The organism is Hypericibacter adhaerens (assembly GCF_008728835.1).
Classification (GTDB): domain Bacteria; phylum Pseudomonadota; class Alphaproteobacteria; order Dongiales; family Dongiaceae; genus Hypericibacter; species Hypericibacter adhaerens.
This window is the reverse complement of record NZ_CP042582.1, coordinates 411,881-437,114: the sequence shown is the minus strand read 5'-3', so window position 1 is coordinate 437,114 and position 25,234 is coordinate 411,881. Positions and strand designations below refer to the sequence as shown.

Here is a 25,234-nt window from a genome sequence, read left to right as displayed (position 1 = left end):
GCCGCCTCTTGAAGAGCGGCTTGGAACCGGTCCTTGTGCACGCGCCGGCCGGCTGCAGGGATCGACTTTAGCGGCAAAGGCCCGGGAGGCAAGGGCCGGCGGCGATGGCGCCCACCGGCCCTTCCGCTGTCCTAGGACACCACCAGCTCGGGCACGATCTGGACGGCGCGGGTCAGGTTGAAGAGGTTGGGCGAGGTCGCCTGCACCATGGCATGGATCTCGCGGAACTGCTCGGGCGTGCCGTCGCCGCTGATGCGCACCTTGACGCGAAGCTTCCTGTAGCCGGCGGGCACGTCCGGATCCAAACCGAAGAACCCGCGCAGATCGAGCGCGCCCTTGGTCTCGATCTCCACCCGGTCGAGCGTCACGCCCCTGACCGCCGCGGTCGCGGTGTAGCCGACGATCAGGCAGGCATTGAGCGCGGCCATCAGCAGCTCCTGCGGGTTGGGCGCGATGTTGCTGCCGTCCAGCTCCAGCGGCTCGTCGGCCGCGATCTTGAAGCTGCGCGCGATCTCGCGATCGCCGAGGCGGTAGCTGTCGATCGTGGATTCGCTGCGGGTCTGGCCCTTCCAGGCCGTGCGGACCTTGAACTCGATCCGGGCCTGGTCGGGATCCTTCTGGATCGTGGCGACGATCGCCTGGATCCGGGCCAGATCGTAGCCGTTGACATGGGTGGGTGCCGGGGCGGGCGTCATCACATTCATGGCGGTTCTCCTGGGGCAGGGTGGGAAGGCGGGCATGACTCGGGCCGGCCGTCAGCAGAAGGCCGGCCCGATCGCTTCGACGCGCTGGCGGTGCTGCGGACCCAGGGCCTCGAGCGTCGCGAGGAAGCGCGGATGGCTCATGCCGGAACCGAGGAAGGTCCAGCGGTTGGCCTGGTGCTGGAGCTGGCCGAAGATCTCCGTCTCGCTCGAGGTCAGACGGCGGCCGGTCGCCTGCTCGAAGCTCTGCCGATCCAGCGCCACCTGCTGCTCGAGGCCGCGATCGATCAAGCCGCCGATGGCGAGATAGTCCTCGACGCCCTGGACGATCTCCTCCGCATCCAGGGATTGCGCCAGGCCCGTCACCATCAGCGTGTCGAGCTTCGCGTGCTGGCACTCCTCCATCCAATGATGCTTCAAGAGGCTCGCGAATTGCGGATCGAGCGACGGGTCGTCCTTGACGCTGTCGAGATAATGGCGCTGCGTCACCCACTCGATATGGAGGATGGTAAGCGCCACCCCCAGCGGATGATGGGCCAGCACCGCCTTGGCGATCTCATCGGCCGGGCCGATCACCGCGCAGCCATAGCCGAAGCCGGCTTCGAACTCGGCCCTGAAGCGCTTGAAGAGCTGGATATGCTTCGCCTCTTCACCGGCGAACTGCAACAGCGCGCGGATCTCGTGATCGTCGCCGTCGAGCCGCGCCCGGGCGTGATCGAGCAGGAAGGGCAGGATGAACTCCTCGACCAGGCCGAAGATATGGAGATAGGCGTGGCCGCGGATCTGGTTCAGCACCCGGCGCTCCTCTCCCGTCAGGAAGATCAGGCGCCCCGTCTGTGCCAGGGCCTCCGGCAGAAAGGGCCGGGTGAAGTCCAGGCGCCTATCGCCGCCGACGATGTCCTCGATCTTCCAGTTGACGCGCTGGGCGGCGGCGAGAGCCGCCTGATAGCTAAAACGTTCGATCGTCATGTCTTTCTCCCGGGATGCGGAACGGGGCCCGCGATCGGCCCCGCGTCGGGAGGCTATTTCCCCTACGCTCGTGGGAAATGCGGTGGCGATAGGCGTTGAATCCCATCGCCATTCGTTGTAACTGGCATGGAATTCCCTTATCGGCGATGGCGGCCGCCACAGAGGCTCTGGTTCGGCGCGCCTGCCGGTTTGCCTCCGAAAGAGCAGAGATGCTGCAGCTTCGCGTGTTGGGCAGGATGGAGCTGGCGCGGGGCGGCGCCCCCATATCGCTGCCGCAATCGAAAAAGACGCGGGCCCTGCTGGCCTATCTCGCGGTCACGCGGCGCTCACATTCGCGTGACAAGCTTTGCGAGATGTTCTGGGACCTGCCCGACGATCCGCGCGGCTCGCTGCGCTGGAGCCTGTCCAAGCTGCGCGCGCTGGTGAATGACGACCGGGTGGAGCGGATGCAGGCCGACCGCGAGGCCGTGTCGCTCGACTGCAGCGGCCTGGATGTCGATCTGCTGACGGTGCGCGACGCCATCGGCGAGGATTTCGACGGGGCGCCGCAGACGGCCCTGCTCGAGGGGCTCGGGGCCTTCCGCGGGCCGTTCCTCGAGGGCATCGAACTCGAGCGCTGCCCCGGTTTCCAGTCCTGGATGGTGGCCGAGCGCGAGCAGGCGCGCATCCTGCATGCGCGCAGCCTGGCCCAGATGGCCAAGCGGCTGGCGGACTCGCGTCCCCAGGAAGCGCTCGCCCATATGCGGCGCATGATCGAGGTCGAGCCGGACTGCGAAGAGGCGCGCACCTATTTCGTCCAGCTCCTGGCGCGCAACGGCCTGACGCACGAGGCGGAACAACAGTACGAGATCGCGCGCCGCCATATCCAGGCGCTCACGGGCATGCCGGCCGCCATGCTGACCCATGCTTGGCGCGAGCTGCGCGGCCTTCCGCCTTCGGTCGCGACGCTGCCCGAGATGGCCGTCGCGACAGCGGAGGCCGCCTCCAGCCGCCGGCCGGCGGCGCCGGTCGCGGTCGAGGTGATGGAGCGCAGCGAGCCGGCCGCGCCCTTCCCGCAGATCGAGCCGCTTCGCGACATCGAGCAGGAGATCCGCTTCTGCACCGCCCGCGACGGGGTGCGGATCGCCTATGGCACGGCGGGCCAGGGGCCGGCGCTGGTGAAGTCGGCCAACTGGCTCAACCATCTCGAGTTCGACTGGCAGAGCCCGGTCTGGCGCCATCTGCTCCATGCGCTGGCGCGCTATCACCAGCTCATCCGCTATGACGAGCGCGGCAACGGCCTGTCGGACTGGTCGGCCCGCAACCTGGATTTCGATTCGTTCCTGGACGATCTGGAGACGGTGGTGGATGCGGCCGGGCTCGACCGCTTCCCGCTGTTCGGCATCTCGCAGGGCTGCGCCGTCTCGATCGCCTATGCGGTCCGCCATCCGGAGCGCGTGACGCGCCTCATCCTGGCGGGCGGCTATGCGCGCGGCTGGCGCAAGCGGGGCTCAGCCGACGAGATCGCCCGGCGCGAGGCGCTGCAGACCCTGACGCTGCAGGGCTGGGGCCAGGAAAGCCCCGCCTATCGCCAGATCTTCACCTCGCTCTACCTGCCCGACGCGACGCCGGAGCAGGCGAACTGGTGGAACGAGCTGCAGCGCATCACCACCTCGCCCAGCAACGCCCATCGGCTGACCGAGGCGTTCTCGAACATCGATGTCCGCGATCTTCTGGACAAGGTGAAGGTGCCGACGCTGGTGCTGCACAGCCGGGGCGATGCGGTGGTGCCGTTCGATTGCGGCCGGGAACTCGCCAGCGGCATCCGCGGCGCACGCTTCGTGCCGCTCGACAGCCGCAACCACATCATTCTCGAGCACGAACCGGCCTGGCCGCGGTTCCTCGCGGAGATCTCGGCCTTCCTGCCGGCCTGTCCCGCGCCCTGACGCCTGCCCTTCTTTCCCCTCCGCCCGCGACGCGGCGGAGAGGAAGGAGCGAGGGCAGCGGCGCGATCGTGAAGGCGCGCTAGGCGGCGCAGCCGATGCAGGGATTGTCGTCGCCGTTATCCGCCTTCTTGGCGGCGGGAACGGGACGGGTGGCCGTCGCGACCGGAGACGCCGGCGCCTGCGCATGCGGATCGTAGAGCCCGTACGCGGCCAAGGCGATCTCCGGGCGGCGCAGGCCGATATCGCGCAGCTCGCGGTCGCTGAGCTCGCGCAAGCTGCCGAGGCCCTTGCGCCGCTCGTGCCATTGCAGCGTCTGCAGGGGCAGGCTCCAGACCGAGCTGCCGATGCCCCGCGCCACACCGGACAGCGCCCGCGAAAAGCCCGCCAGACGCAGCACCGACAGATCGAGGGAAAGGCGATTCATTGAAACCTCCTGAACTTAGGCCCGACGACGGGAACCGTCCTGGACTGGAATGGCGTCGCCCCCGGCAAACCCCGGCGAGCGTTCCGTCGTTGGGTGGCGGATATGTAGGCAGCCGGCGCGTCAGGCGCCGTGAGGGGAAGCGTGGAATTGGACGTCCTTGCGTTGAAATTCGCGTCCGACGAAAACCACGCGGGTCGAGCGCATCCCTCCGCCGGCTCGACCTTCTCATAGGTCGTCGTCGCTCAAACCGGGTTCAAGAGCCGCGCTGTAATAATTCGCGAGAATCCACACGGGAACAAAGGGATATGGGGAGTCACCGGGTATCTTCGGCGTAACGGGGGCCGAGGCCGGCGCCGGGCCGGCGGACCCGGCTCAGGCCGGATCCATGCTTTCGGCCGCGGCGCTGCCGCGCCCGCGGAGCCGATCAGCCAGATTGCGCACCACCACATAGAACACGGGCGTGAAGGCAAGGCCGAACAGGGTCACACCCAACATGCCGAACAGCACGGCGGTGCCCAGCGACTGGCGCATCTCCGCCCCGGCGCCGGTGGCGATCGCCAGCGGCAGCACGCCCAGGATGAAGGCGAAGGAGGTCATCAGGATCGGGCGCAACCGCGTCCGCGCCGCGGTGATGGCGGAATCCACCCGCCCGGAGCCCGTCGATTCCGCCTGCCGGGCGAACTCGACGATCAGGATGGCGTTCTTCGCGGCCAGGCCCACCAGCACCACGAAGCCGATCTGGGCCAGGATGTTGATGTCGAGGCCGCGTAAGGTGAGGCCCGTGACCGCGGCGAGCAGGCACATGGGCACGATCAGCACGATCGAGAACGGGAGGGCCCAGCTTTCGTACTGGGCGGCGAGCACGAGGAAGACGAACAGCACGGCCGCGGCGAAGACGAGGATGGCGGTGTTGCCGACCTGCTTTTCCTGATAGGCGAGCTCCGTCCATTCATAGCCGAAACCGTCCGGCAGCCGTTCCGCGGCCAGCCGCTCCATCGCCGCCAGCGCCTGGCCGGTCGAGGCGCCCGGGGCCGTCTGGCCCTGGATCTCCGTCGCCGGATAGAGATTGTAACGGGTGACGCGATAGGGACCGGTGCGGTCCTCGAACGAGGCCACCGAGCCCAATGGCACCATGGCGCCCATGGCGTTGCGCATCTTCAGGTTGGAGATCTCGTTCACGGTCTGGCGGAACTTGCTGTCCGCCTGGGCGGTGACGCGGTAGGTGCGGCCGAGGAAATTGAAGTCGTTGACGAAGGCGGAGCCCAGATAGACCTCGAGCGTCTCGAACACCTGGCTCGCATTGACGCCCAGCATCTCGGCGCGCACGCGGTCGATATCGGCATAGATGCGCGGCGTCTTGGTGTTGAAGAGGGTGAAGACGCCGGCCAGATCCGGCGTCTGGTTGGCGGCGGCCACCATGTCCTGGGTCACGGCCTCCAGCGCCGCCAGGCCGCGGCCGCGGCGGTCCTGCACCATCATCTTGAACCCGCCGCCGGTGCCGATGCCGCGCACGGAGGGCGGCGGAATGGTGATGATGAAGGCGTCCTTGATCGCGCCCAGCCGCTGCTGCAGGGAGGCCCTGATCTTGTCGGCGGTCAGATCTTTGGGCACGCGCTCGTCGAACGGCGAGAGCGCCGCGAAGATCGCGCCGGCATTGGGCGCGTTGGTGAAGGTGGCGCCGTCGAAGCCCGAGAAAGGCACGGCATGCGCGACGCCCGCCGTGCCGAGAACGATCTCGGTCGCGTCATGGACCACCTTGTCGGTGCGAGCCAGCGACGAACCCGGCGGCAACTGGATCACGACGATCAGATAGCCCTGGTCGAGCTGAGGAATGAAGCCCGTGGGCGTGCGCGCGAACTGAAAGCCGGTCAGGACGACCAGGCCGCCATAGATCACCAGCACCACCGCCGCGAGCCGGATCAGCCGGCGCGCGAGCCCGCCATAGCCGAGCGACACGCGGTCGAAGCCCCGGTTGAACAGGCGGAAGAAGCCGTGGATCGGGCGCATGAGCAGGTTGCCCTTCTCAGGGCCATGGCCGTGCGGCTTGAAGAGCAGCGCGCAGAGCGCCGGGCTCAGCGTCAGGGACACGAAGCAGGAGATCACGGTCGCGGTCGCGATCGTGACGGCGAACTGCCGGAAGAACTGACCCGAGATGCCGGGGATGAAGGTCGCCGGCACGAAGACGGCCGTGAGCGTCAGCGCGATCGCGATGAGCGCGGTGCCGACCTCGTCCATGGTCTGGCGCGTCGCATCGCGCGGCGAAAGCCCTCGTCGGAGATTCCGCTCGACGTTCTCCACCACCACGATCGCATCGTCGACCACGATGCCGATGGCGAGGACGAGACCGAAGAGGGAGAGGTTGTTGAGCGAATAGCCGATGGCGCCCAGGACCGCGAAGGTGCCGACCAGCGAGACCGGGATGGCGACGATGGGAATGATCGAGGCACGCCAGGTCTGCAGGAACAGGATGACGACCAGGATCACCAGCAGCGTCGCCTCGTAGATCGTCTTGGTGACCTCGTCGACCGACTGCTTGATGAACTGGGTCGGGTTGTAGACGACGTCGTAGCGCATGCCCTCCGGGAAGGACTTGGACAACTCCGCCATCGTGTCCAGCACCTGCTGGGCGGTCGCGAGCGCGTTCGAGCCGGGGCGCTGGAACACCAGCAGCGGGACGGCGGCCCGGTCGTCGAGATAGCCGTTGGCGCTGTAGTCCTGGGCGCCGATCTCGACCCTGGCCACGTCGCGCAGCCGCGTGACGCGCCCACCGGCATCGGTGCGGACCACGATATCGGCGAACTGGCGCGGATCGACCAGGCGCCCCAGCGTCTCGACATTGAGCTGGAAGGCCGTCTGCTGCGGCATGGGCGGCTGGTTGAGGACGCCCGAGGCGACCTGGACGTTCTGGGCCTGGAGGGCCGCGACCACGTCGCCCGCCGTCAAGTCGCGGGCCGCGATCTTGTCGGGGTCGAGCCAGACGCGCATCGCATAGTCGCGCGAGCCGAAGATGCGGACGTCGCCCACGCCCGGAATGCGCGTCAGCACGTCGCGCACCTGCAGGGTGGCGTAGTTCGACATGTAGAGCTGGTCGCGGCTGCCGTCCGGCGAGTTCAGATGGATGACCATCAGGATGTCGGGCGAGTTCTTGCGCACCGTAACGCCGATGCGGCGAACCTCCTCGGGCAGCCGCGGCTCGGCCACCGCCTCGCGGTTCTGCACCAGCACCTGCGCGGTATCGAGGTTGGTGCCCAGCGCGAAGGTGACGGTCAGCACCAGATTGCCGTCGCTGGTCGCCTGCGACGTCATGTAGAGCATGTTGTCGACGCCGTTGATCTCCTGCTCCAGCGGCGTCGCCACGGTGGCGCTCACGGTCTCCGCCGACGCGCCGGGATAGGAGGCGCGGACCTCGATGGTCGGCGGCACGATGTCGGGATATTGCGATACGGGCAGCGCGAAATAGGCGATCCCGCCGATGATGGTGATGAAGATCGAGACGACGATCGCGAAGATCGGCCGGTCGATGAAGAAGTGCGACAACCGCATGGCCGGCCGATCTACTCTTCCGGATCCGTCAGGTCGATCTTGCCGTCCTCGGCCGTCACCTTGGCGCCGGGCCGGGCCCGCAGCAGCCCGCTGATGATGACCCGGTCGTCGGCATCGAGCCCGTCGCGGATGATCCTGAGATCCGGCCCGCGATTGGGACCGAGCCGTACGATCTTGGGCACCACGGTGCCGTCCTCGGCCACCGTCATCACGATCTTCCGCGCCTGGTCGGACACGACGGCGGCCTCGGGGATCAGCATGGCGTCATAGGGCAGCGAGCCCGGGATCCGCACCCGCCCGAACTGCCCCGGCGTGATCAGCATGCCGGGATTCGGCAGCAGCGCTCGCACCCGGATGGTGCCCGCGGTGCGGTCGACCTGATTGTCGATGAAGTCGATCGTGCCCTTGAGGCTCCATCTCTGCTCGTCGATGAGCTGCGCCTGGACCTCGACCGTGCCGTCGCGCACGGAGGGCAGCCGTCCCTCGGCGATGGCGCGCTGGTAGGAGAGGAGATTGGCCTCGCTCACGTCGAACAGGAGCCGGATCGGGTCGAGCGAGACGATCGTGGTCAGGAGCGTGGTGCCCTCGCCCGAACCGCCGGTCACGAGGTTGCCGACGCTGATGGTGTGGGCGCTGATGCGTCCCGTCACCGGAGCGGTGATGCGGGTATATTCGAGATCGAGCGCCGCCGCATCGACCGCCGCCTGGGCCACCGTGATCGAGGCCGCGGCGTTGCGGGACTGCTGGACGCGCTCGTCATAGGTGCTGGCCGATGTGAAATCGCTCTTGCGCAGGGCCGCCGCCCGGTTCATCTCGGCCACCGCGAGGTCGTAGGCGGCGTGGGCCTGCTCGAGCTGCGCCTTGGCCGAGGCGAGCGCGATCTGGAAGGGGCGCGGATCGATCTCGAACAGGAGATCGCCCTGATGCACGATCTGCCCGTCCTCGAAATGGATCGCCTGGAGATAGCCGCTGACGCGCGCGCGCAGCTCGACCGAATCGACCGCCTGGAACTGACCGGTATATTCGTCCCACTCGGTGATCTGCTTCTGCAGCGGCTTGCTGACGACCACGCTGGGCGGTGCCGGCGGCGACGCCGTGGTGGCCGCCGCCGTCTCGCCGAATCCGATCAGCCCCTGGTGCCAAGCGAAGAAGCCCCCGACCAGCAGGATCAGCAGGAGGATAGCGATCCAGCCGACATGGCGCCGCTTCCCGGCGGGCGCGCGGGCCGCGGGCGCTCCCGGCGAGGGGCCTGCATCAGCGTGAGGGTCGATGTCGCTCATCCGTTCGTCCCCGCCCTTCCTTGCACGACCGGTGAGGCGAGAGATTGACCCAACGGCGCCTCGTTGCAAGGCCGGCCTTAGGATGACCCGCCTATTCCACTATTTGGTAGAGGGTTATGTCCCATCTCCGTAGCGGACCGAGGCCCGGAACAGCGGAATCAGCCAAATCGCGCAAAGATTCGGCAATCCTTGGGGCCCCGCGGCCCCGGTCGCTCCCCGACGGTGATCCTCGGCCTCAGGCGCCCGAGGCCCTCAAGCGATAGAGCCAATGGTACCGAAGCGGGTGGCCGTCCGGTATGGCGGGGTGGTCGAAATCATCGGCGGGGTCGCGTTTCATGCCGAGGCGTTCCATGACCGCGATCGAGCGACGGTTGGCGGGAACAGTGAAGGACACGATCTCTTCGAGCCCGGCGGGGCCGAACCCGAAATCGAGCGCCGCGCGGGCCCCTTCGGTCGCATAGCCCCGGCCCCAATGCGCCCGGGCCAACCGCCAGCCGACCTCGAAGCAAGGCGTGAAATGCGCCGTGAAGCGCGGCATGGCCAGCCCGACGAAACCGATGAAATCGTCCTGGCCGGGCCGCTCGACCGCCCAGAGGCCGAAACCATGCCGATCGAAATGCGCCTGGATGCGATCCGCCAGCGCATCGCTGGCGCTCCGATCGAGCGGCGAAGGGAAATGCTCCATCACGGCGGGATCGGCATTGATCGCCGCGAAGGCCGGAAGATCGTCCGCGCGCCAGGGCCGCAGCAACAGCCGCGGCGTCTTCAGCGTGGGATGCCGGGCCCAATCGGACGGAGCCATGTTCTGCGCTCGACCGCGCGCCCGGCCTTCAGGACAAGGTCCCCGCGAACAGCTTCCAGCCGCCGACGCCTTCGAGGAAAGGCAGGGAGGGGTAGTCGGTGATGGTCAGGCCGCCATCGACGATCAGCACCGCGCCGGTCACGAAGGACGCTTCCTCCGAGGCCAGGAACATGACCGCGCGGGCGATCTCGTCCGGCTGGCCCATGCGGCCGAGCAAGGAGGCGGCCTTCTCCCAATCCTCCGTCTTGGCCGCGTTTTTCGTCACGTCGGTCTTGATCCAGCCCGGCGAAACCGAATTGGCGCGGATGCCATGGGGCGCGCCCTCCACCGCCAATGACCGGGTCAGGGCCTCGAGCCCGGCCTTGGCGACCCCGTAGCTGCCCCAATTGCCGTGGAAGGTCGAGGTCGAGGAGATGTTGACGATGGCGCCGCCGCCGGCGGCCTTGAGCGCGGGCAAGGCATAGGCCGCCATATAGTAGGCGCCGTCCAGGTTGGGGCCGAGGATCTTGCGCCAGCGCTCGCCCGGCGAATCCGAGGGCTGCACGCCCGACCGGCGCGCGCCGGCGCCGGCATTGTTCACCAGCACGTCGATCCGGCCGAAGCGGGCCACGACCTTGTCGATCAAGGCCTTCGCCTGCGCTTCCTCGGCGACATCCACCGGGAAGAACTCGGCCTCCCGGCCGCCGGCCCTGAGTTCCGCCAGGGTCGCGGCCCCTTTGCCGGGATCGCGCCCGCAAATGGCGAGACGGGCGCCTTCGGCCGCCGCCCGGAGCGCGATGGCCCTGCCGATGCCCGAATTGCCGCCCGTGACCAGAACCACGCGGTCCTTGAACCTCATGCCTCGCCTCTTCGGTTGTCGTGGGCGCCGGTGCCGGCCTGCAGCGGCCTTCAGCGCGATTCGGGATTGGCCAGGACCTCTCTGATCCGGCGCATCAGGTCCTGCTTGCGATAGGGCTTGCTCAGGAAGTTCCGGTCGCCCAGGCGGTCCTGGTCGCCCTGGAGCGCGTTCTCGGCGAAACCCGAGGTGAAGAGGATCCGCAAGCCCGGCCTCAGCTCCGTCGCGTGGCGCGCGAGCTCGACCCCGGTCATCCCGCCCGGCATCACGATATCCGTGAACAGCAGATCGACCGGCTGTCCCTCCTTGAGCAGCGCCAGCGCCGCATGCCCGTCATGGGCCTGAAGCACGCGGCAGCCGAACTCCTCGAGCTGCTTGACCGCGACCTCGCGCACGCCGGGATGGTCCTCGACCAGAAGCACCCGCACGCCCTTGAGATCGCCGTTGCCCTCTCTCTGCGCGCTTTCCACCGTCGGGCTCGGCCCGGTCATGACCCGCGGCAGATAGAGGCGAATGGTCGTGCCGTGCCCCAGCTCGCTATAGATCTTCACATGGCCCTTGGACTGCTTGACGAAGCCATAGACCATGCTGAGGCCGAGCCCGGTGCCCCGGCCCTGGGGCTTGGTGGTGAAGAAGGGCTCGAAGACACGGCTCAGATTCTCCGGCGCGATGCCGCTGCCGGTGTCCGAGACGGCGATCATGGCATAGTCGCCCGGCGTCACATCGGAGTTCTCGGCCGCGTAGCGCTCGTCGAGCCGCTTGTTCATCGATTCGATCGTCAGGCGGCCGCCGCTCGGCATGGCGTCGCGCGCATTGATGGCGAGATTGACCAGCGCCGCCTCGACCAGCGAGGCATCGGTGAGCGCGGGCCAGAGATCGTCGGCCAGCTTCATCTCGATCTCGATCGGCTCGCCCAGGGTCCGCTGCAGCAGGCGCGTGGTGCCGGTGATCAGGTCGTTGAGATTGACGACCCGGGTTTCCAGCGGCTGGCGGCGCGCGAAGGCCAAGAGCTGCCGGGTCAGGTCGGCGCCCCGCAGGCCCGCCTCGAGGGCCTGCTGCGCCATCTTGCGGCCCGGCGCGTCCTTCGGCAGCTGCTCGCAGAGAATGTCGAGATTGCCGATCACCACGGCCAGGAGATTGTTGAAATCGTGGGCGAGACCGCCGGTCAGCTGGCCGATCGCCTCGAGGCGCTGCGAGCGGCGGAGCTGCTCCTCGATCTCCTTGCGCCGGCTGATATCCTCGGCGATGCCGACCAGGTGGGTGACGGCCCCGGATTCGTCGCGGATCGGCGAGATGGTGGCATAGACCGAGAAACGGCGGCCGTCCTTGCGCAGCATCTCGAATTCGCCCTGCAGGTCGCTTCGGTCGGCGGCCCCGCTCCAGGCGATGGCGCATTCGGCCCCGGCAGGGCCGGCCGGCTTCCACATGGCGGGCGTCTTGCCGATCAGTTCCTCGGCCGCGAAGCCGGTGATCTCGAGCAGCTTGGGGTTCACATACTCGATGATGCCGTCGGCGTCGGTGATCGCCACCAGATTGGCGCTCTGCTCCACCGCCCGCGACAGCTTGCGCAGCCGTTCCTCGGCGCGGTGGCGCTCGGCCCTCTCCTCGGCGCGCGCCCGGCGCAGCTCGCTGTCGCGCAGCTCGCGCTCGATGGCGGGTCCGAGCCGGCGCAGATTGCCCTTGATCAGGTAATCCTGCGCACCGGCCTTCATGGCCATCACGGCGGTGTCCTCGCCGATGCTGCCCGAGACGAAGATGAAGGGCGTGTCGAGCCCGCGCCCACGCACGATCTTGAGCGCTTCCGTGCCGCTGAACTTCGGCAGCGAAAAATCGGCCAGGATGATGTCCCAGGCCCGGCGGTCGAGCGCCGCCTTCAGGCCGTCGGCCGTCTCCACCACCTCGTGGTCCGCCTTGAAGCCGGCGCGCGCGATCTCGAGCAGCAGGAGATCGACATCGTCGCCTGAGTCCTCGACGATCAAGACCTGGAGCGGCACGGCCATGGGCGCGGGTCCCCGTCAGCGCGGCGGCGCTTCGTTGAGCAGAAGCCAATAGAGGCCGAGCTGGCGCGCGGCCTCGACGAACTCGTCGAAATCGACCGGCTTGCGCACATAGCTGTTGCAGCCGAGGCGGTAGCTGGCGATCAGGTCCTGCTCCTCCTTGGAGGAGGTCAGGACCACGATCGGCAGCGTCTTGGTGCGCTCCTCGGCCCTGATCCGGCGCAGGACCTCGAGTCCCTCGAGCTTGGGCAGCTTGAGGTCGAGCAGCACGACCTGCGGCAGGTCGTTGCGGTCGCGCCCGCTATGGGCGCCGGTCGCGAAGAGATAGTCGAGCGCCTCGACCCCGTCGCGCGCGACGACGACCGTGTTCCTGATGTTGTTCTTCTTGAAGGCGCGGATCGTCAAGGCGACGTCGTCGTCATTGTCCTCGACCAGGAGAATCGCGGCGTCCCGCATCACCCACCTCGCTAGAGCGTGAAATAGAAGGCCGCACCCTCGTTCGGCTTGGCCTCCGCCCAGATGCGGCCGCCATGCTTGCGGATGATGCGCTGAACCGTCGCCAGGCCGACCCCTGTCCCCGGGAACTCTTTGGCGTCATGCAGCCGTTGGAACGCCCCGAACAGCTTGCCGGCATAGGCCATGTCGAAGCCGGCGCCGTTGTCGCGGACATAGAATGTCCTTTCCGTGCGGCCATTGTCGACGCCGAATTCGATCTGTCCCGGATCGCGGCCGGCGGTGAATTTCCAGGCATTGCCCAAGAGATTGTCGAGCACCACCCGCATCAGGCGGCCGTCGGCCCGCGCCACCAGGCCGGGCGTTATCCGCGACTGGACGCGCCGCTCCGGCGCCATCCGTTCGAGCTCCTGCATCACCTTGCCGGCCATGTCGGTGAGGTCCACCTCCTCGCGGGCGACCTCGCTGCGGGTCACCCGGGCGAGCTGGAGCAGGTCGTCGATCAGGAGCCCCATGCGCTGGGCGGCCTGGCGGACGCGCTGGAGATAACCGACCCCGGCCGCGTCGAGCCGGTCCGCATAATCCTCCTGGAGGGCCTTACTGAACCCGTCGATGGCGCGCAGCGGCGCCCGGAGATCGTGCGAAACCGAGTAGCTGAAGGCCTCGAGCTCCGTGTTGACCGCATCGAGCTCCGCATTGTCGCGGGCCAGCCGTTCGTTCAGGGCCTTCGTCTGCACCTCGGCCCGGCGCCGTTCCTCCCAATAGAGGGCGAGGAACCCGCTGCCGATGGCGAACAGCAGCATCAGCACCAGCGCGGCCGTGATCGACCGCTGCTTGAGCGTCGCCAGATCGGCATCGATGACCGACCGGGGAACGAGCGCCAGCAGGGTCCAGCCCGGCAGGGCCGGCGCCACGCCCTCCGGCGCGCCCGGCACGTCGGCCATCGTGCCGCTCAGGACCGGCGGCAGTTTCACATAGGTGAAGAGGCCCGCCTCGCCCATGAACTGCCCGGCGCCGGCGCCGCCCTGCATCCGTTCCCAGGCATAGGGGTAGAGCGCCCCGAGGGTCTCCTGCTCCCGGTCCGGGAACATGAAGCTCCATTCAAGCTCGGGACGCGGCCCCAGGAGCCAATAACCCTTGTCGTTCACCAGCCAGAGCCGATCGCGACCGGCCGTGCTCATGGCGGTGATCCGGTCGAGGATGCGCTGGCCCAGATAGTTGAGCACGATCATCCCGCGGGGCAGCCCGGCGGGATCGTAGACCATCGTCGAGAGCCTCAAGGTCGGGTTGATCGGCTGCTCGATCTCACCATTGTCCACATTGAGGTCGAAGGGCGAGACATAGATCTGGCCCGGCCGAAGCTTCAGCGTCTCCCGGACGAAATAGCGGATGCCCTTGTCCTGCAGCTCGTCGCCCGTCACCAGGCGCGGATCGCCCTTGTTCCAGTTGGCCCGGATCCGCTCCCGCCCCGTGAGATCGATGAAGCGGACCTTGTCGTAGAGGCCCTTGGTCGCGACGAAGGCCAGATACTCGTTGCCGAGATCGGCCCGCGTGACCGGATTGTCGTCGGCGAGCCACCGCCTCAGGGTCGGATCCTGGGCCAGGAAGCGCAGATCGGACACGACGGTCGTCAGGGTCGCGATGAAGCGCTGCTGGGCGATCTCGGTGTTTTTCTGCTCGGCCGTCTGCACGGCGCCGAGGCTGGCTTCGGACTGCGCGCGATAGAGCAGCAGCATGATGGCGACAGCCACCAGCGCCAGAGGCAGGAAAATGAGCGCGGCACGCCACAGCATGCCCTTGCTCATTCTTGTCTGGAACATCAATCCTGCCTGCCTGCGGGCACGGGCCCTCGCCAACAAGAACTGATGGCCGACCGCGATCGGATCGATGCCAAGAGACGATGGCGCCTGCGCAATCCTGCCCGCCTCGTCAGAATCAATAACATCCGGCGGGAAGGCGGGTCAAATTGTCGCGTGAGGTCGAACCGGATTCACGACACTCAGAGTTGCAGCCGGGCCGCTTGGCCGGCCCGGATGGTTAAGCCGGACGGGCCGGGCGACGGCGACCGTAAGGAATCGGCAAGCTTGCGCCAATCCACAGCGCGGGAACGGGATAGCCGGCGCCTTCGTCCCGTCGGGAACCGCCATTCCCGTGACATGCGGCCTCTTGCATTTGCCATGCATTCGATGGGGAATTGCTCTATCACCGCGGGGCGGGCGGTGGGAAACAACCTTCCATGACCAGCCTCGGAACTTGCGCCATGACCATGAGCAGCAGCCTTCTGGCCTCGACCTCCGCATCGGAGGTGATTCGCGAACCCTTTGCCCATTTCGTGAGCAAGGCCGCGCTGGCGCCCGATCTCTATCGAGAGCTGGATGCGTCCTTTCCGACGCCCGAGACCATCCTGGGCGGACGAGCCGCGACGATCGAGAACGCCGCCGCGCGGCTGCCCGCCTTCAAGGTGCTGGACAACCCGGCGATCGCGCCCCTCTGGCGGGATTTCTTCAAGATCCATACCTCGACGGTGTTCTGGCAGGACATCGTGCGCGTGTTCGGGAGCGCCTTGCGCGAAACCTTTCCGCGACTCGAGGAACGAGTCGGCCGGAGTCTCGAGGAGTTTCGCATCGGGGTGCGCGGCGCCGAGCGCGAAGCCGATCTGCGTCTCGAATGCCAGTTCGTCATCAATACGCCGGGCACGAAGACCAGCTCGGTCAAGACGCCCCACGTGGACAAGCGCCAGACGCTGTTCGCGGCGCTCTACTACTTCCGCGCCCCCGAGGATCCCTCTTCCGGCGGCGATCTCGAGTTCTATCGCTGGCTGCGCGAGCCCCGCTTCCTCAATTACCGCATGATCCTGCCGCAGGACGTGGCGCCGGTCGGCAGCGTGCCGTACGGCCCCAACACGCTCGCCTGCTTCGTGAACTCGGCGCAATCGGTGCATGGCGTGACGCCGCGCGGGCCTTCGACCCGGCCGCGCCGCTACATCAACTTCATCGCCGAGCTGCCCTTCAGGGCGTTCCAGACCCGCAGCATGAGCATCCCCGCCCGGCTGCTGCATTGGCCGCAGGTCCGCCAGATCAGCCGGCGCTCGGTCGGCGCCGACCGCTATTGACCGTTGCGGCGGACATGGCGGCGCCTGCCGGATTCGAGGCCGGTGCCGGACATCCCCGCGTCTGGCTCTTGACCAGCTTTCGGGCCGGCGACAATGCGCAGGTGCTGGGCCTGGCGGAAGCGCTGGGCTGGCCGTTCGAGATCAAACGCCTCGCCTTCCGCAAGACCGAATTCATCACCAACCGCCTCCTGGGCGTGACGCTCGCCGGCCTCGCCGGCGACGGTGCCAGATCGTTGGCGCCGCCCTGGCCCGACCTGATCATCTCCGCTGGCCGGCGCAACGAGCCGGTGGCGCGCTGGATCCAGGCGCAGGCGCGGCCCGCACGGCCGGTGCGGCTTGTCCATTTGGGCCGGCCTTGGGCCGATCCCCGCCATTTCGACCTCGTCATCACCACGCCGCAATACCGCGTGCCGGCGCAGCCGAATGTGCTGACGATCGGCGCCCCCCTGCATCGCGTCACGGCGGCCCGCCTGGCCGAGGCGCGCCAGCGATGGGAGGCGAAGCTGGCGGCGCTCCCGCGCCCCTGGATCGCGATCCTGGTCGGCGGCAACAGCCCGCCCTATGTCTTCGATGCGGCGACGGCACGGGATCTGGCCCGTCAGGCCAATGCGCTCGCCCGCCGGAGCAACGCCTCGCTGCTGGTGACGACCAGCCCGCGTACCGGCGCCGCCGCGACATCGGCGCTGCGCGAAGCGATCGCGGCACCCTCCTTCTTCCACGCATGGACGCCCGATCCGGATGCCAATCCCTATTTGGGATTCCTGGCGCTGGCCGATCGGTTCATCGTCACGGGCGAGAGCATGTCGATGGCGGCCGAGGCTTGCAGCACCGGCAAGCCGGTCGATCTGTTCGACATGGGCTGGGGCTGGAGCGCCATGCGCCCGCCGGGCCATCCCGGCCTCGGACCGTCGCGCGGCTTCAGCGAACGCTTCGCGCCGAAGCGGCTTCAGCATTGGGCGCTCGCCCACCTGCTGCCGGCCCGGGTACGACGCGACGTGCGGGTGATCCTGCGCCGCCTGGTGGCGGAGGGTCATGCGGGCTGGCTGGGCGACGACGCGATGGTGCAGCGAAATCCGCCGCCGAACGACATGGCCGCCGCCGTGGCGCGCGTGCGGGCGCTGTTCGCCCCGCGCTAGACCGCCGTCCGGTCAAGCTCGATCGAACAGCGGTCCGGATTCGTCGGTTTGGTCGAATTTTCTTCGGCGAACCGGTGTCCCCTTCGCCGGAAGATGCGCTAGCTCCGATAGAGCGTCAGCACCTTGTCGACGGCGGGGCGCTGCTTCATGCGCTGCTGATGGTCCCAGACCTTCGGGAAGCGCGTGGGATCGACGCCGTCGTTCTGGATCCAGCCCGCGACCGTGAAGAGATAGGGATCGCAAATCGAGTAGCGCTCCCCCATCACCCAGGGCCCCTCGAACATCGTGCGCTCGATCAGGCCGAAGCACTCGGCGACATTCTGGGGCACCTTGCGGCGCATCTCGGCCATGGCGCCCGGGTCGTCGGCCCAGCGATAGGCCCGCAGGCCATGCGCATGGGCGACATGGACGGTCGAGCAGAGATAGCTGTTGAAGGCCTGGATCCGGCCGAACGCGAAGGCGTCGTCGAGCGGCGCCAGGCGTGCAGAGGGGTGGCTTTGCGCGACGAAGGCGAGGATCGCCGGGTTCTCGGTCAGCACGCCCCGGTCGGTGGCCAGCGCCGGAACGCGGGCCTTGGGATTGATCGCCAGATAGTCGGGCTTGCCCTGGTCGCCGGCGCGAAGGTCGAGACGTACCGCTTCGTAGGCGGCGCCGGCTTCCTCGAGGGCGATGTGCGAGGCCACCGCGCAGCTGCCGACCGCATAGAAGAGCTTCAGCATCGAACCTCTCCGCTGTTGGCAGCCTTCCCCCGGGAACCCGGACCCGCGACGCGGATCCGGGTTCCCAAGGGGCGTGGGAATCGGCTCAGGCGGCGAGCGGCCGCGCGTCCAGCGGCGGCACGCGCCGGAGCACCTCGAGCGAGTCGTGGCGGATGTGGTTGTGCCGCATCTCGTCGCGCAGCTGCGCTTCCGTGACCGTGCCCGCCTCCAGGCATTCGCGCAGCAGGCCGTAGAAGAACGCCTCCTGCTTGGGATCGGGGTGCTGGTTGTAGTGGCCGAGCAGCCCGTAATCGCCGAACAGCTTGCGCCGCGCGACCATGATCCAGGCCCAGGGGGGGAAGAAATAGACGCGGTCGACCGGATTGAAATCGACCCTGAGGCCGGTCTTCCAGGGCTGGGTCTTGCGCTTCGTGTTGTGGACCATCTTGGTCGCCGGCGTCAGCCGGTCGAAATCGTTCCACTCGTTCTCGAGCAGGCCGATCGTGTCCTGCGGCTCGGTGATCAGGCTGGTCCACTCGATATAGTCGCGCTTGAACTCGAACAGCTCGTTGAACTGCGTGGGCACGTGCCAATGCTTGAGCTTGGCGCAATCGAGCAGCATCACGCTGGTCGCGTGCAGCTTCCGGGCCCCGCGGCGCCGGCACATGATCGCCTTGCCCTGCATGTCGCGGGAGATCAGCTCCCAGACGTCGCCTTGCGCGAAGACGTCGGGATCGATCACGACGGCGCGGCCCTCATAGCCCATGAGCTCGGGCGGCATGAAGCGCAGCGGCGTGAAGGACTGGAGGTCGTCGTTGTACCAGACCCGCTTCAGACCGTCGCGCAGGTAGGTCTTGCCTTCCTTCGCGCGGAAGAAGTCGTAGTCCTCCTGATGCATGATCTTGACGTCGAAGTCGTTGGGACGCTTCGAGTTGCGCTTCAGCGAATGGGCCGCCACCAGCGCACCGACCAGCTGCTTCTTGTTGGTCTGAATGAACACGCAGGGTTTCTTCTGCATTACGGTCTCGCTCATCCTCGTCACCTTGCCTTCCGCCCGTCTCACAGCCCCCCGGCCATCCTCATGGCCGAACCAGCGATGCCCGGCCCGCTCTAGGCGCCGGCCGCGCGCCGCAACTCCGGCATGACGGGCGACGCCGTCGCCGCGCCGTCATAGCCATAGACCGGATCCAGATGGGTCCGGACATACTCGTCGATCTGCCGTACCTGCTCGTCGTCGAAATAGTCGCGATAGCCGCCGACCTTGGCGCGACGGACCTTGAAGGAATCCGGATTGCCCTTCTGTCCCGGCACCATCCGCGTTCCCGACCACCAGAAGACCCGCTTCTGCTCGAGCTTCTTCAGATTCTCGAAAGCGGCGAACTCGACCGCCTGCTTGACCTCGGCATCGGTCGGCGTCAGCTCCATCCAGGTCAGGAGGCGGCGCAGCTCGGCCTCGGGCCGGGCGCGCATGTCCTCGTAGCGGATGATGAGCTTGGTGCGCAGGCGCGGCAGCTCCTTCGCCCACTCGTTCATGAACTCGACGACGCGCTCGAGCCCCTGGCGCTCATGCATCACGAAATCGAAGATCGAGACCTCGGCACCGTGCGCCGGATAGCCGTTCAGGACCTTCTTGTGCGGCAGCATCCGGTGCCGCCACTGGAAATACTGCGACACCGCCACGTCCGCCGGGTTGCGCACCAGGAGCGCCGTGGGCTTGTCGTAGAAGGCGGCCTTGCCGGTGCCGGCGCCGGTGTAGTCGCGGATATAGTTGTCGTGGGTGAAGAGGATCTTCGGGATCGCCCGGTTCTTGCGGTGCAGATTGTCGAAGATCAGGAGGCTGCGCTCGGAGAGTCCGTAGCGGAGCTGGAAGAAGCGCGACAGCATCACGCTGAGCCAGGTGCGGCCGCTCTTGCCGTGAGAGACCACGGCGAAGTCCGCGCGGGCCAGGTTGCGGGCGTCTTCCCGGCCGCGGGCGCGGCGGCGGACACGGACGCGCTTCGACGCAGGCAGCAGGCCCGCGGCCTTGACCACGATCTCCCGCACCACCCGGTTCGCAATGGAATCGATCACGCTGGCTCCTGCCGGAAACTCAGGCCCCTTCAAGGGCTTACGGGCGACGCCGGGGCTCGGGTTTCGCGAGCCGCCTCGAGCCGCCGCAGAATAGGCCGGCGCAGCCTGACCATCAAGCAAGCCTTTGGCAAGGCGGTAAAATGCCGCCCGCTGGAGGATGGCGGCAGGGCGACCAATCGTCACGCGCGGCCGGCGCCTGGCGCCGTTTTGCCCATTGTCCCGATTGGATAGGATGCGCGCCGGTCCGAGCCTGCCAAGGAAGCGAGGCGACGACCTTCATCCGCAAGGAGCCGCGTTGTCCAGCCAAGGCCTGCCGCCCTATTTCAATCGCAAGAGCGTCCGCCCGAGCCACCTCTATCGCGATATCGGCCGCAATGCCGAGCGGCCCTTCATGATCCTGGGCACGGTGCTCGAGACCTCGCTCGGCGATCTTCTGGCCAAGACCGTCGTCCTTTCCACGCTCAAGGACCAGTTCGATCATGCCCGCCTGATCGTGCGCTACAGCGATATCCGGCCCTACAGCGCGGACGTCATCTCGCTCTCGCCCAACATCGATCATGCCACGCCGCTCAAGGGCGAACGCCCGCGCTGGCTCGCCGAGTGGATCCCCGACATGCGGCCCTGGCTGCCGCTCGGCCGCTGGACGCTGGGCCGCGAGAAGATGCCGGCCGCGTTCTACGATCTCGTCGTGATCGAGCCGATGATGGATGTCCGCATGGTCCACGGGCTGGATCATCCCGTTCCCCTGCGCATCCCGGCCGCGAAGGAGGAGCCGCTGCGGCGCCGGCTCGAGGGGCTGGGGCTCGACCCGGCGCGCTGGTACGCGACGATCCACTACCGGACCAGCAATTACGGCCACAAGCTGGACAAGAGCCCGCTGCGCAACGGCGAGCCCGAGAGCTATCGCCAGCTCGTCGACTACATCATCGACGAGCTGGGCGGCCAGGTGGTGCAGCTCGGCCATCCCGAGATGACGCCCTTCCCCGCCCGCCCCGGCTTCGTCGATCTGAGCCGGATCGAGGACGCCTTCATGCTGCAGGCCTATGCCGTCTGCCATTCGCGCTTCATGGTCGCCGGCCCTTCGGGGCCGATCATGCTGGGCTTCTCCTTCCAGGTGCCCCTGGGGGTGGTCGACGCGACCGACGGCTATGGCGGCTGGGGCGATATGGAGCAGGTGATCCTCACGCACGAGATCACCACGCCCGAGGGGCAGGTCCTGATGAACCGGCCGCTGCTGGAATCGGGCCTGCTCGACAAGGTCGAGCTCAACCGGCGTCTCCGGGAGGGTGCAAACCTTCAGATCCGGAAGAACACCGGCGAGGAACTGGCCGCGGTGGCGCGCCATCTGTTCGACCGCACGACCGATGTCGCGGGCTGGCGGCCGCCGTGCCGCCAGCCGCCGCGCCAGAAGCCCAACCACCTGATCTGGCCGCCAAAGACACATGAAAACATGAGGTTTTTCGGCGAGTGATCGGATTTGCCTCCCCGGCGGCGATCCATTAGGTTCACGCCCGCCGGAACCATCGCGGACGCCCGTGCGAAGCTGAGCCGACCCGCCTTTGACCGAACGCACCGTTACCGGACCCAGAATCTCATCCCGGAGCTGAGCCAGTGGCCGAGATCGATCTGCTGCGCGCCCTGCCGCGGACCAAGCGCGACATCAAGAAGCGCCTCGAGGCCAAGGACCCGGCCGTCGTCGCCATCGCCAAGCAGTATGGCGAGATGTATTTCGACGGGCCGCGCGAATACGGCTATGGCGGCTATCGCTATGACGGGCGCTGGATCCCGGTCGCGCGCGACATCGTCGCCCATTTCGGCCTGAAGCCTGGGATGCGCGTGCTCGATGTCGGCTGTGCCAAGGGCTTCCTGGTCAAGGATCTGATGCTGGCCTGCCCCGGGCTGGAGGCATTCGGCCTCGACGTCTCGCTTTATGCGCTGATGCATTGCGAGCCGGGGCTGGCGGGCCGGCTGCATCTCGGCACGGCCGAGAAGATGCCGTTTCCCGACAACAGCTTCGATTGCGTGCTGAGCCTCAACACGATTCATAATTTCCCGCGGCCCCGCGCCATCACGGCGATGAAGGAGATCCAGCGTCTCTCCGGCGGCAAGGCCTTCGTTCAGGTGGACAGCTATCGCACGCCCGAGCAGAAGGAGATCTTCGAGAGCTGGGTCCTGACGGCCGAGTTCCACGACTATCCGGCCGGATGGATCAAGCTGTTCGGGGAAGCCGGCTATACCGGCGACCATTACTGGACGATCATCGAATAGGCCGCCGCCCGGCCCGCCCTCGAAACCCCGATGTGGACTGCATGAGCCAACCGAGCCCGACGCCCGCTTCCCGCCGCACGAACAGCTTCGACCCGTCGCTGGCGCGCGAGCGCTGCCGCCGCTATCGCCGGCGCATCCTCGACATCTCCCAGCAGGTGAGCGCCCTCCATGTGGCGCCGGCCTTCTCCTGCACCGAGATCACCGACGCGATCTATCACGGCCTCATGCGCCGCGAGGCCGACGGCAGCTTCCGCGACGTGTTCCTCATGTCCAAGGGCCATGGCTGCATGATCCAGTATGTGATCCTCGAAGAGCAGGGGATCCTCTCGCGGCAGGACCTGGATCTCTACTGCAAGCGCGGCGGCCGGCTCGGCGCGCACCCCGATTTCGGCACACCCGGGATCGCCGCCTCCACCGGTTCGCTGGGCCATGGTCTCGGCATCGCCACCGGCCAGGCTTGCGCGGAAAAGCTCAAGGGGTCGGATGTGGCGGTCTATTGCCTGCTCTCCGACGGCGAGTTCCAGGAGGGCTCCACCTGGGAAGCGATGATGATGGCGGCGAACCTCAATCTCGCCAATCTCGTGGCCTTCATGGACAACAACGACTTCTCGGGCCTCGAGCGGATGAGCGAAGGCCACAAGGCCTTCTATCCGCTGGCGGAGAAGGCCCGTTCCTTCGGCTGGGAGGTCGCCGAGGTCGATGGCCATGACGGCGCCGCGATCTTCGATGCGGTGATGGCGCGCCGCGCCGACCGTCCGCTGCTGGTCCTCTGCAAGACGGTCAAGGGCAAGGGCGTCTCCTTCATGGAGCATGTGCCGATCTGGCACTACCGCTCGCCCAACGCGGCCGAGTATCAGCAGGCTCTCGCGGAGATCGAGAGGGGCCGGGCGTGAGAAACAGGTTCGCGGACACGTTCTACGAGCTCGGCAAGGCCGACCCGCGGCTCTGCATCGTCGTCGCCGACATCTCGCCGGCCGGCTCGATCGCCAAGTTCCGCCAGGAATTCCCGGAGCGCTTCATCAACACCGGCGTCTCCGAGCAGATCATGATCGGCATGACGGCGGGCATGGCGCAGCGCGGCCTGCGGCCCTTCGCCTACACCATCGCCACCTTCTCCCTCTACCGGCCCTTCGAGATGGTGCGCGACGATCTCTGCTACCAGAACCTCCCGGTCACGGTCGTTGGCATCGGCGGCGGCGTCACCTATTCGACCCTCGGCGCCACCCACCACGCGCAGGAGGATGTCAGCATCGCCTGCTCGATCCCCAATCTTTCGGTGATCGCGCCCTGCGACCCGTCCGAGACGGCGGCGGCGACCCGCTGGTGCGCCACCCAGGAGCAGGGGCCGGTCTATCTGCGCCTGGGCAAGGCCGGCGAGCCCGATTTCACCGCGGCCGCCGCCGAGCCCTGGGCCTTCGGCAAGCTGCGGATGATCAAGCCCGGCCGGGATGTCTGCATCCTCTCCTACGGCCCGATCATGAAGCGGGCCTTCGCCGTGGCGGAACGCCTCGACGCGGCCGGCCGGAGCGCCGCCATCGCCTCGGTCCATACCCTGAAGCCGCTGGACCGCGATCGCATCGCGGAGATTCTCGCCCGCTTCAAGCAGGTCGTCGTGATCGAGGAGTGCGCGCCCAACGGCAGCCTCGCCATGCGCGTGCGCGAGATCGCCTGGACCAGCCGCGCCTCCTGCCGGCTCGACGTCTTCACGCTCCAGGACGAGTTCAAGCACTGCTACGGCAGCCACGACGATCTGTTGGACGAGCACGGGCTGTCGGTGCCGGCAATCTGCGCCGCGCTCGGCCTGGCATGAGACGGCCATCGGCATGACCGGCCCTGAAACCTCCGGATCCGCCTGCCAGATCTGCGGCGATCATGGCCTGGAGATGCAGCCCGAGTTCGCCGCGCTGCCGCGCGTCACCTCGGACTGCAAGCCTTGGCCGGCCGGGGGCAGCCTCGCCGTGTGCCGATCCTGCGGCGGCATCCAGAAGCTGCCGGATCGCCGGTGGCAGGACGAGATTCGTCGCATCTATGGCGCCTATGAGATCTACCACCTGTCGGGCGGCGCCGAGCAGATCGTCTTCACCACGGCCAGCGGCGAGGCTTCGCCCCGCTCCCAGGTCCTGGTGGATTTCGTCACCGCAACGGTCAAGCCGCCGGCCCGGGGCCGGTTGATCGATATCGGCTGCGGCAACGGCGCGGCGCTCGCGGGCTTCTCGAAGGCGCTGCCGCAATGGGAGCTCTACGGCAACGAGCTGTCCGACCGCGGCCTCGCGGCACTCCAGAAGATCCCCAATTTCGCCGCGCTCTACGCGACCGACGATGTGGGGACCATCCCTGGACGCTACGACCTCGTGTCGATGATCCATTCGCTGGAGCATATGCCGGCACCCTTGTCGACATTGAACGCCGCGACCGGGCTGCTGGAGAAAGGCGGCCATCTCTTCATCGAAGTGCCGGACATCGAGACCTCGCCCTTCGATCTGCTCGTGGCGGATCATCTCTGTCATTTCTCGCTCGATACGCTGCGCTATCTCGCCAGCCGCGCCGGGCTGACCGCCGCCGTCGCGACGACTTCCGTGCTGGGCAAGGAGATCACCTATCTCGGCCACAGCGGCCACCAGCCGCTGCCGAAGCCGGGCGCACCCAGCGGATTCCGCATCGCCGGCGCGACCATCGCCTGGCTTCGAACCGTCATCGAGCGCGCCCGCGCCCTGTCGGATCGGGGGCAGTTCGGGATCTTCGGCACGTCCATCTCCGGAATGTGGCTCTATGGCGCGCTCGAGGGGCGCATCGACTTTTTCGTGGACGAGGACAAGTCGCGCATCGGCGGCCGCTATAAGGGAAAGCCGATCTTCGCGCCTCAGGATGCGCCGGCCGACAGTACCGTCTACGTGCCCCTGACGCCAATCGTATCGGAGAAGGTCGTAGCGCGGCTGGAAGGCCTCGGCGCGCGTTTCGTGCCGCCGCCGGCCTGGCCGCGCAACGTTTCGTAGCAGCCGCCGGCGACGCCGCGCGCGAAAG

21 protein-coding genes are annotated in these 25,234 nt (G+C 67.6%); 8 read left to right on the top strand and 13 right to left on the bottom strand.

Going from position 1 to position 25,234, the window contains the following annotated elements; translation table 11 throughout:
* Positions 1–131: 131 nt before the first annotated feature.
* Both FRZ61_RS01955 and FRZ61_RS01950 read right to left on the bottom strand, forming a co-directional pair.
* Positions 132–704: an OsmC family protein gene (locus tag FRZ61_RS01955; RefSeq protein WP_225309064.1), complete on the bottom strand. Its 573-nt coding sequence runs from the start codon at positions 702–704 to the stop codon at positions 132–134.
* Between the two features lie 51 nt (positions 705–755).
* The gene (locus FRZ61_RS01950; protein ID WP_151114704.1) at positions 756–1,670 is read right to left on the bottom strand and encodes a diiron oxygenase; all 915 of its coding nucleotides are present in this window, start codon (positions 1,668–1,670) and stop codon (positions 756–758) included.
* Between the two features lie 209 nt (positions 1,671–1,879).
* Between FRZ61_RS01950 and FRZ61_RS26310 the strand changes: the two genes are divergently transcribed.
* The gene (locus FRZ61_RS26310) at positions 1,880–3,595 is read left to right on the top strand and encodes an alpha/beta hydrolase (protein ID WP_191909256.1); all 1,716 of its coding nucleotides are present in this window, start codon (positions 1,880–1,882) and stop codon (positions 3,593–3,595) included.
* A gap of 79 nt (positions 3,596–3,674) precedes the next feature.
* Here the strand turns inward: FRZ61_RS26310 and FRZ61_RS01940 are convergent, their stop codons facing one another.
* The 8 genes from FRZ61_RS01940 to FRZ61_RS01905 all read right to left on the bottom strand — a co-directional run bounded on the left by FRZ61_RS01940 (position 3,675) and on the right by FRZ61_RS01905 (position 14,722).
* Positions 3,675–4,019, bottom strand: a complete 345-nt coding sequence (locus tag FRZ61_RS01940) for a DUF1127 domain-containing protein (protein ID WP_151114703.1) — start codon at positions 4,017–4,019, stop codon at positions 3,675–3,677.
* Positions 4,020–4,391: 372 nt separating this feature from the next.
* The gene (locus tag FRZ61_RS01935) at positions 4,392–7,562 is read right to left on the bottom strand and encodes an efflux RND transporter permease subunit (RefSeq protein WP_151114702.1); all 3,171 of its coding nucleotides are present in this window, start codon (positions 7,560–7,562) and stop codon (positions 4,392–4,394) included.
* An 11-nt stretch (positions 7,563–7,573) separates the two neighbouring features.
* The gene (locus tag FRZ61_RS01930) at positions 7,574–8,842 is read right to left on the bottom strand and encodes an efflux RND transporter periplasmic adaptor subunit (RefSeq protein ID WP_151114701.1); all 1,269 of its coding nucleotides are present in this window, start codon (positions 8,840–8,842) and stop codon (positions 7,574–7,576) included.
* Between the two features lie 235 nt (positions 8,843–9,077).
* Complete coding sequence (locus FRZ61_RS01925) at positions 9,078–9,644, bottom strand: GNAT family N-acetyltransferase (RefSeq protein WP_151114700.1); 567 nt, start codon at positions 9,642–9,644, stop codon at positions 9,078–9,080.
* A gap of 28 nt (positions 9,645–9,672) precedes the next feature.
* Positions 9,673–10,482, bottom strand: a complete 810-nt coding sequence (locus FRZ61_RS01920) for an SDR family NAD(P)-dependent oxidoreductase (protein WP_151114699.1) — start codon at positions 10,480–10,482, stop codon at positions 9,673–9,675.
* Positions 10,483–10,532: 50 nt separating this feature from the next.
* Positions 10,533–12,479 carry a hybrid sensor histidine kinase/response regulator gene (locus FRZ61_RS01915; protein ID WP_151114698.1) on the bottom strand — a complete coding sequence of 649 codons (1,947 nt, stop codon included), beginning with the start codon at positions 12,477–12,479 and terminating at the stop codon, positions 10,533–10,535.
* Between the two features lie 15 nt (positions 12,480–12,494).
* Positions 12,495–12,932: a response regulator gene (locus FRZ61_RS01910; RefSeq protein WP_151114697.1), complete on the bottom strand. Its 438-nt coding sequence runs from the start codon at positions 12,930–12,932 to the stop codon at positions 12,495–12,497.
* Between the two features lie 11 nt (positions 12,933–12,943).
* Complete coding sequence (locus FRZ61_RS01905) at positions 12,944–14,722, bottom strand: sensor histidine kinase (RefSeq protein ID WP_225309063.1); 1,779 nt, start codon at positions 14,720–14,722, stop codon at positions 12,944–12,946.
* Between the two features lie 443 nt (positions 14,723–15,165).
* On the opposite strand from FRZ61_RS01905, the gene FRZ61_RS26305 reads away from it, so the two are divergent.
* Positions 15,166–16,041 (top strand): 2OG-Fe(II) oxygenase family protein, encoded by an 876-nt coding sequence (locus FRZ61_RS26305; RefSeq protein WP_191909255.1) that lies wholly within the window; start codon positions 15,166–15,168, stop codon positions 16,039–16,041.
* Between the two features lie 14 nt (positions 16,042–16,055).
* On the top strand, positions 16,056–17,177 hold the full coding sequence (locus FRZ61_RS01900) for a mitochondrial fission ELM1 family protein (RefSeq protein ID WP_191909254.1): 1,122 nt from the start codon (positions 16,056–16,058) through the stop codon (positions 17,175–17,177).
* Between the two features lie 98 nt (positions 17,178–17,275).
* On the opposite strand, the gene FRZ61_RS01895 is transcribed toward FRZ61_RS01900, so the two are convergent.
* From FRZ61_RS01895 to FRZ61_RS01885, 3 genes are all read right to left on the bottom strand, one after another.
* A complete protein-coding gene (locus FRZ61_RS01895; RefSeq protein WP_151114695.1) occupies positions 17,276–17,896 on the bottom strand; it encodes a glutathione S-transferase family protein in 621 nt (206 codons plus the stop codon).
* An 85-nt stretch (positions 17,897–17,981) separates the two neighbouring features.
* Positions 17,982–18,908 carry a glycosyltransferase gene (locus FRZ61_RS01890; RefSeq protein WP_225309062.1) on the bottom strand — a complete coding sequence of 309 codons (927 nt, stop codon included), beginning with the start codon at positions 18,906–18,908 and terminating at the stop codon, positions 17,982–17,984.
* Between the two features lie 77 nt (positions 18,909–18,985).
* Positions 18,986–19,945 (bottom strand): sulfotransferase domain-containing protein, encoded by a 960-nt coding sequence (locus tag FRZ61_RS01885; protein WP_151114694.1) that lies wholly within the window; start codon positions 19,943–19,945, stop codon positions 18,986–18,988.
* Between the two features lie 295 nt (positions 19,946–20,240).
* Between FRZ61_RS01885 and FRZ61_RS01880 the strand changes: the two genes are divergently transcribed.
* The 5 genes from FRZ61_RS01880 (at position 20,241) to FRZ61_RS01860 (ending at position 25,206) form a co-directional block, all read left to right on the top strand.
* A complete protein-coding gene (locus FRZ61_RS01880) occupies positions 20,241–21,416 on the top strand; it encodes a TIGR04372 family glycosyltransferase (RefSeq protein WP_191909253.1) in 1,176 nt (391 codons plus the stop codon).
* A 140-nt stretch (positions 21,417–21,556) separates the two neighbouring features.
* Complete coding sequence (locus tag FRZ61_RS01875) at positions 21,557–22,213, top strand: class I SAM-dependent methyltransferase (RefSeq protein ID WP_151114692.1); 657 nt, start codon at positions 21,557–21,559, stop codon at positions 22,211–22,213.
* Between the two features lie 41 nt (positions 22,214–22,254).
* Positions 22,255–23,106 carry a transketolase gene (locus FRZ61_RS01870; RefSeq protein ID WP_151114691.1) on the top strand — a complete coding sequence of 284 codons (852 nt, stop codon included), beginning with the start codon at positions 22,255–22,257 and terminating at the stop codon, positions 23,104–23,106.
* Positions 23,103–24,023, top strand: coding sequence for a transketolase family protein (locus tag FRZ61_RS01865; RefSeq protein ID WP_151114690.1), 921 nt, complete (start codon positions 23,103–23,105; stop codon positions 24,021–24,023). Before FRZ61_RS01870 ends, FRZ61_RS01865 begins: the two co-directional genes overlap by 4 nt.
* A 13-nt stretch (positions 24,024–24,036) precedes the next feature.
* Positions 24,037–25,206, top strand: coding sequence for a class I SAM-dependent methyltransferase (locus tag FRZ61_RS01860; RefSeq protein ID WP_151114689.1), 1,170 nt, complete (start codon positions 24,037–24,039; stop codon positions 25,204–25,206).
* Positions 25,207–25,234: the final 28 nt, after the last annotated feature.

Bases quoted from the DNA above. Each gene is read 5' to 3' on its own strand.
- FRZ61_RS26305 (WP_191909255.1), top strand. From the start codon at position 15,166: ATGACCAGCCTCGGAACTTGCGCCATGACCATGAGCAGCAGCCTTCTG.
- FRZ61_RS01940 (WP_151114703.1), bottom strand. From the start codon at position 4,019: ATGAATCGCCTTTCCCTCGATCTGTCGGTGCTGCGTCTGGCGGGCTTT.
- FRZ61_RS01955 (WP_225309064.1), bottom strand. From the start codon at position 704: ATGAATGTGATGACGCCCGCCCCGGCACCCACCCATGTCAACGGCTAC.
- FRZ61_RS01895 (WP_151114695.1), bottom strand. From the start codon at position 17,896: ATGCTGAAGCTCTTCTATGCGGTCGGCAGCTGCGCGGTGGCCTCGCAC.
- FRZ61_RS01950 (WP_151114704.1), bottom strand. From the start codon at position 1,670: ATGACGATCGAACGTTTTAGCTATCAGGCGGCTCTCGCCGCCGCCCAG.
- FRZ61_RS01925 (WP_151114700.1), bottom strand. From the start codon at position 9,644: ATGGCTCCGTCCGATTGGGCCCGGCATCCCACGCTGAAGACGCCGCGG.
- FRZ61_RS26310 (WP_191909256.1), top strand. From the start codon at position 1,880: ATGCTGCAGCTTCGCGTGTTGGGCAGGATGGAGCTGGCGCGGGGCGGC.
- FRZ61_RS01920 (WP_151114699.1), bottom strand. From the start codon at position 10,482: ATGAGGTTCAAGGACCGCGTGGTTCTGGTCACGGGCGGCAATTCGGGC.
- FRZ61_RS01905 (WP_225309063.1), bottom strand. From the start codon at position 14,722: ATGCTGTGGCGTGCCGCGCTCATTTTCCTGCCTCTGGCGCTGGTGGCT.
- FRZ61_RS01890 (WP_225309062.1), bottom strand. From the start codon at position 18,908: ATGAGCGAGACCGTAATGCAGAAGAAACCCTGCGTGTTCATTCAGACC.
- FRZ61_RS01870 (WP_151114691.1), top strand. From the start codon at position 22,255: ATGAGCCAACCGAGCCCGACGCCCGCTTCCCGCCGCACGAACAGCTTC.
- FRZ61_RS01935 (WP_151114702.1), bottom strand. From the start codon at position 7,562: ATGCGGTTGTCGCACTTCTTCATCGACCGGCCGATCTTCGCGATCGTC.
- FRZ61_RS01900 (WP_191909254.1), top strand. From the start codon at position 16,056: ATGGCGGCGCCTGCCGGATTCGAGGCCGGTGCCGGACATCCCCGCGTC.
- FRZ61_RS01930 (WP_151114701.1), bottom strand. From the start codon at position 8,842: ATGAGCGACATCGACCCTCACGCTGATGCAGGCCCCTCGCCGGGAGCG.
- FRZ61_RS01860 (WP_151114689.1), top strand. From the start codon at position 24,037: ATGACCGGCCCTGAAACCTCCGGATCCGCCTGCCAGATCTGCGGCGAT.
- FRZ61_RS01910 (WP_151114697.1), bottom strand. From the start codon at position 12,932: ATGCGGGACGCCGCGATTCTCCTGGTCGAGGACAATGACGACGACGTC.
- FRZ61_RS01915 (WP_151114698.1), bottom strand. From the start codon at position 12,479: ATGGCCGTGCCGCTCCAGGTCTTGATCGTCGAGGACTCAGGCGACGAT.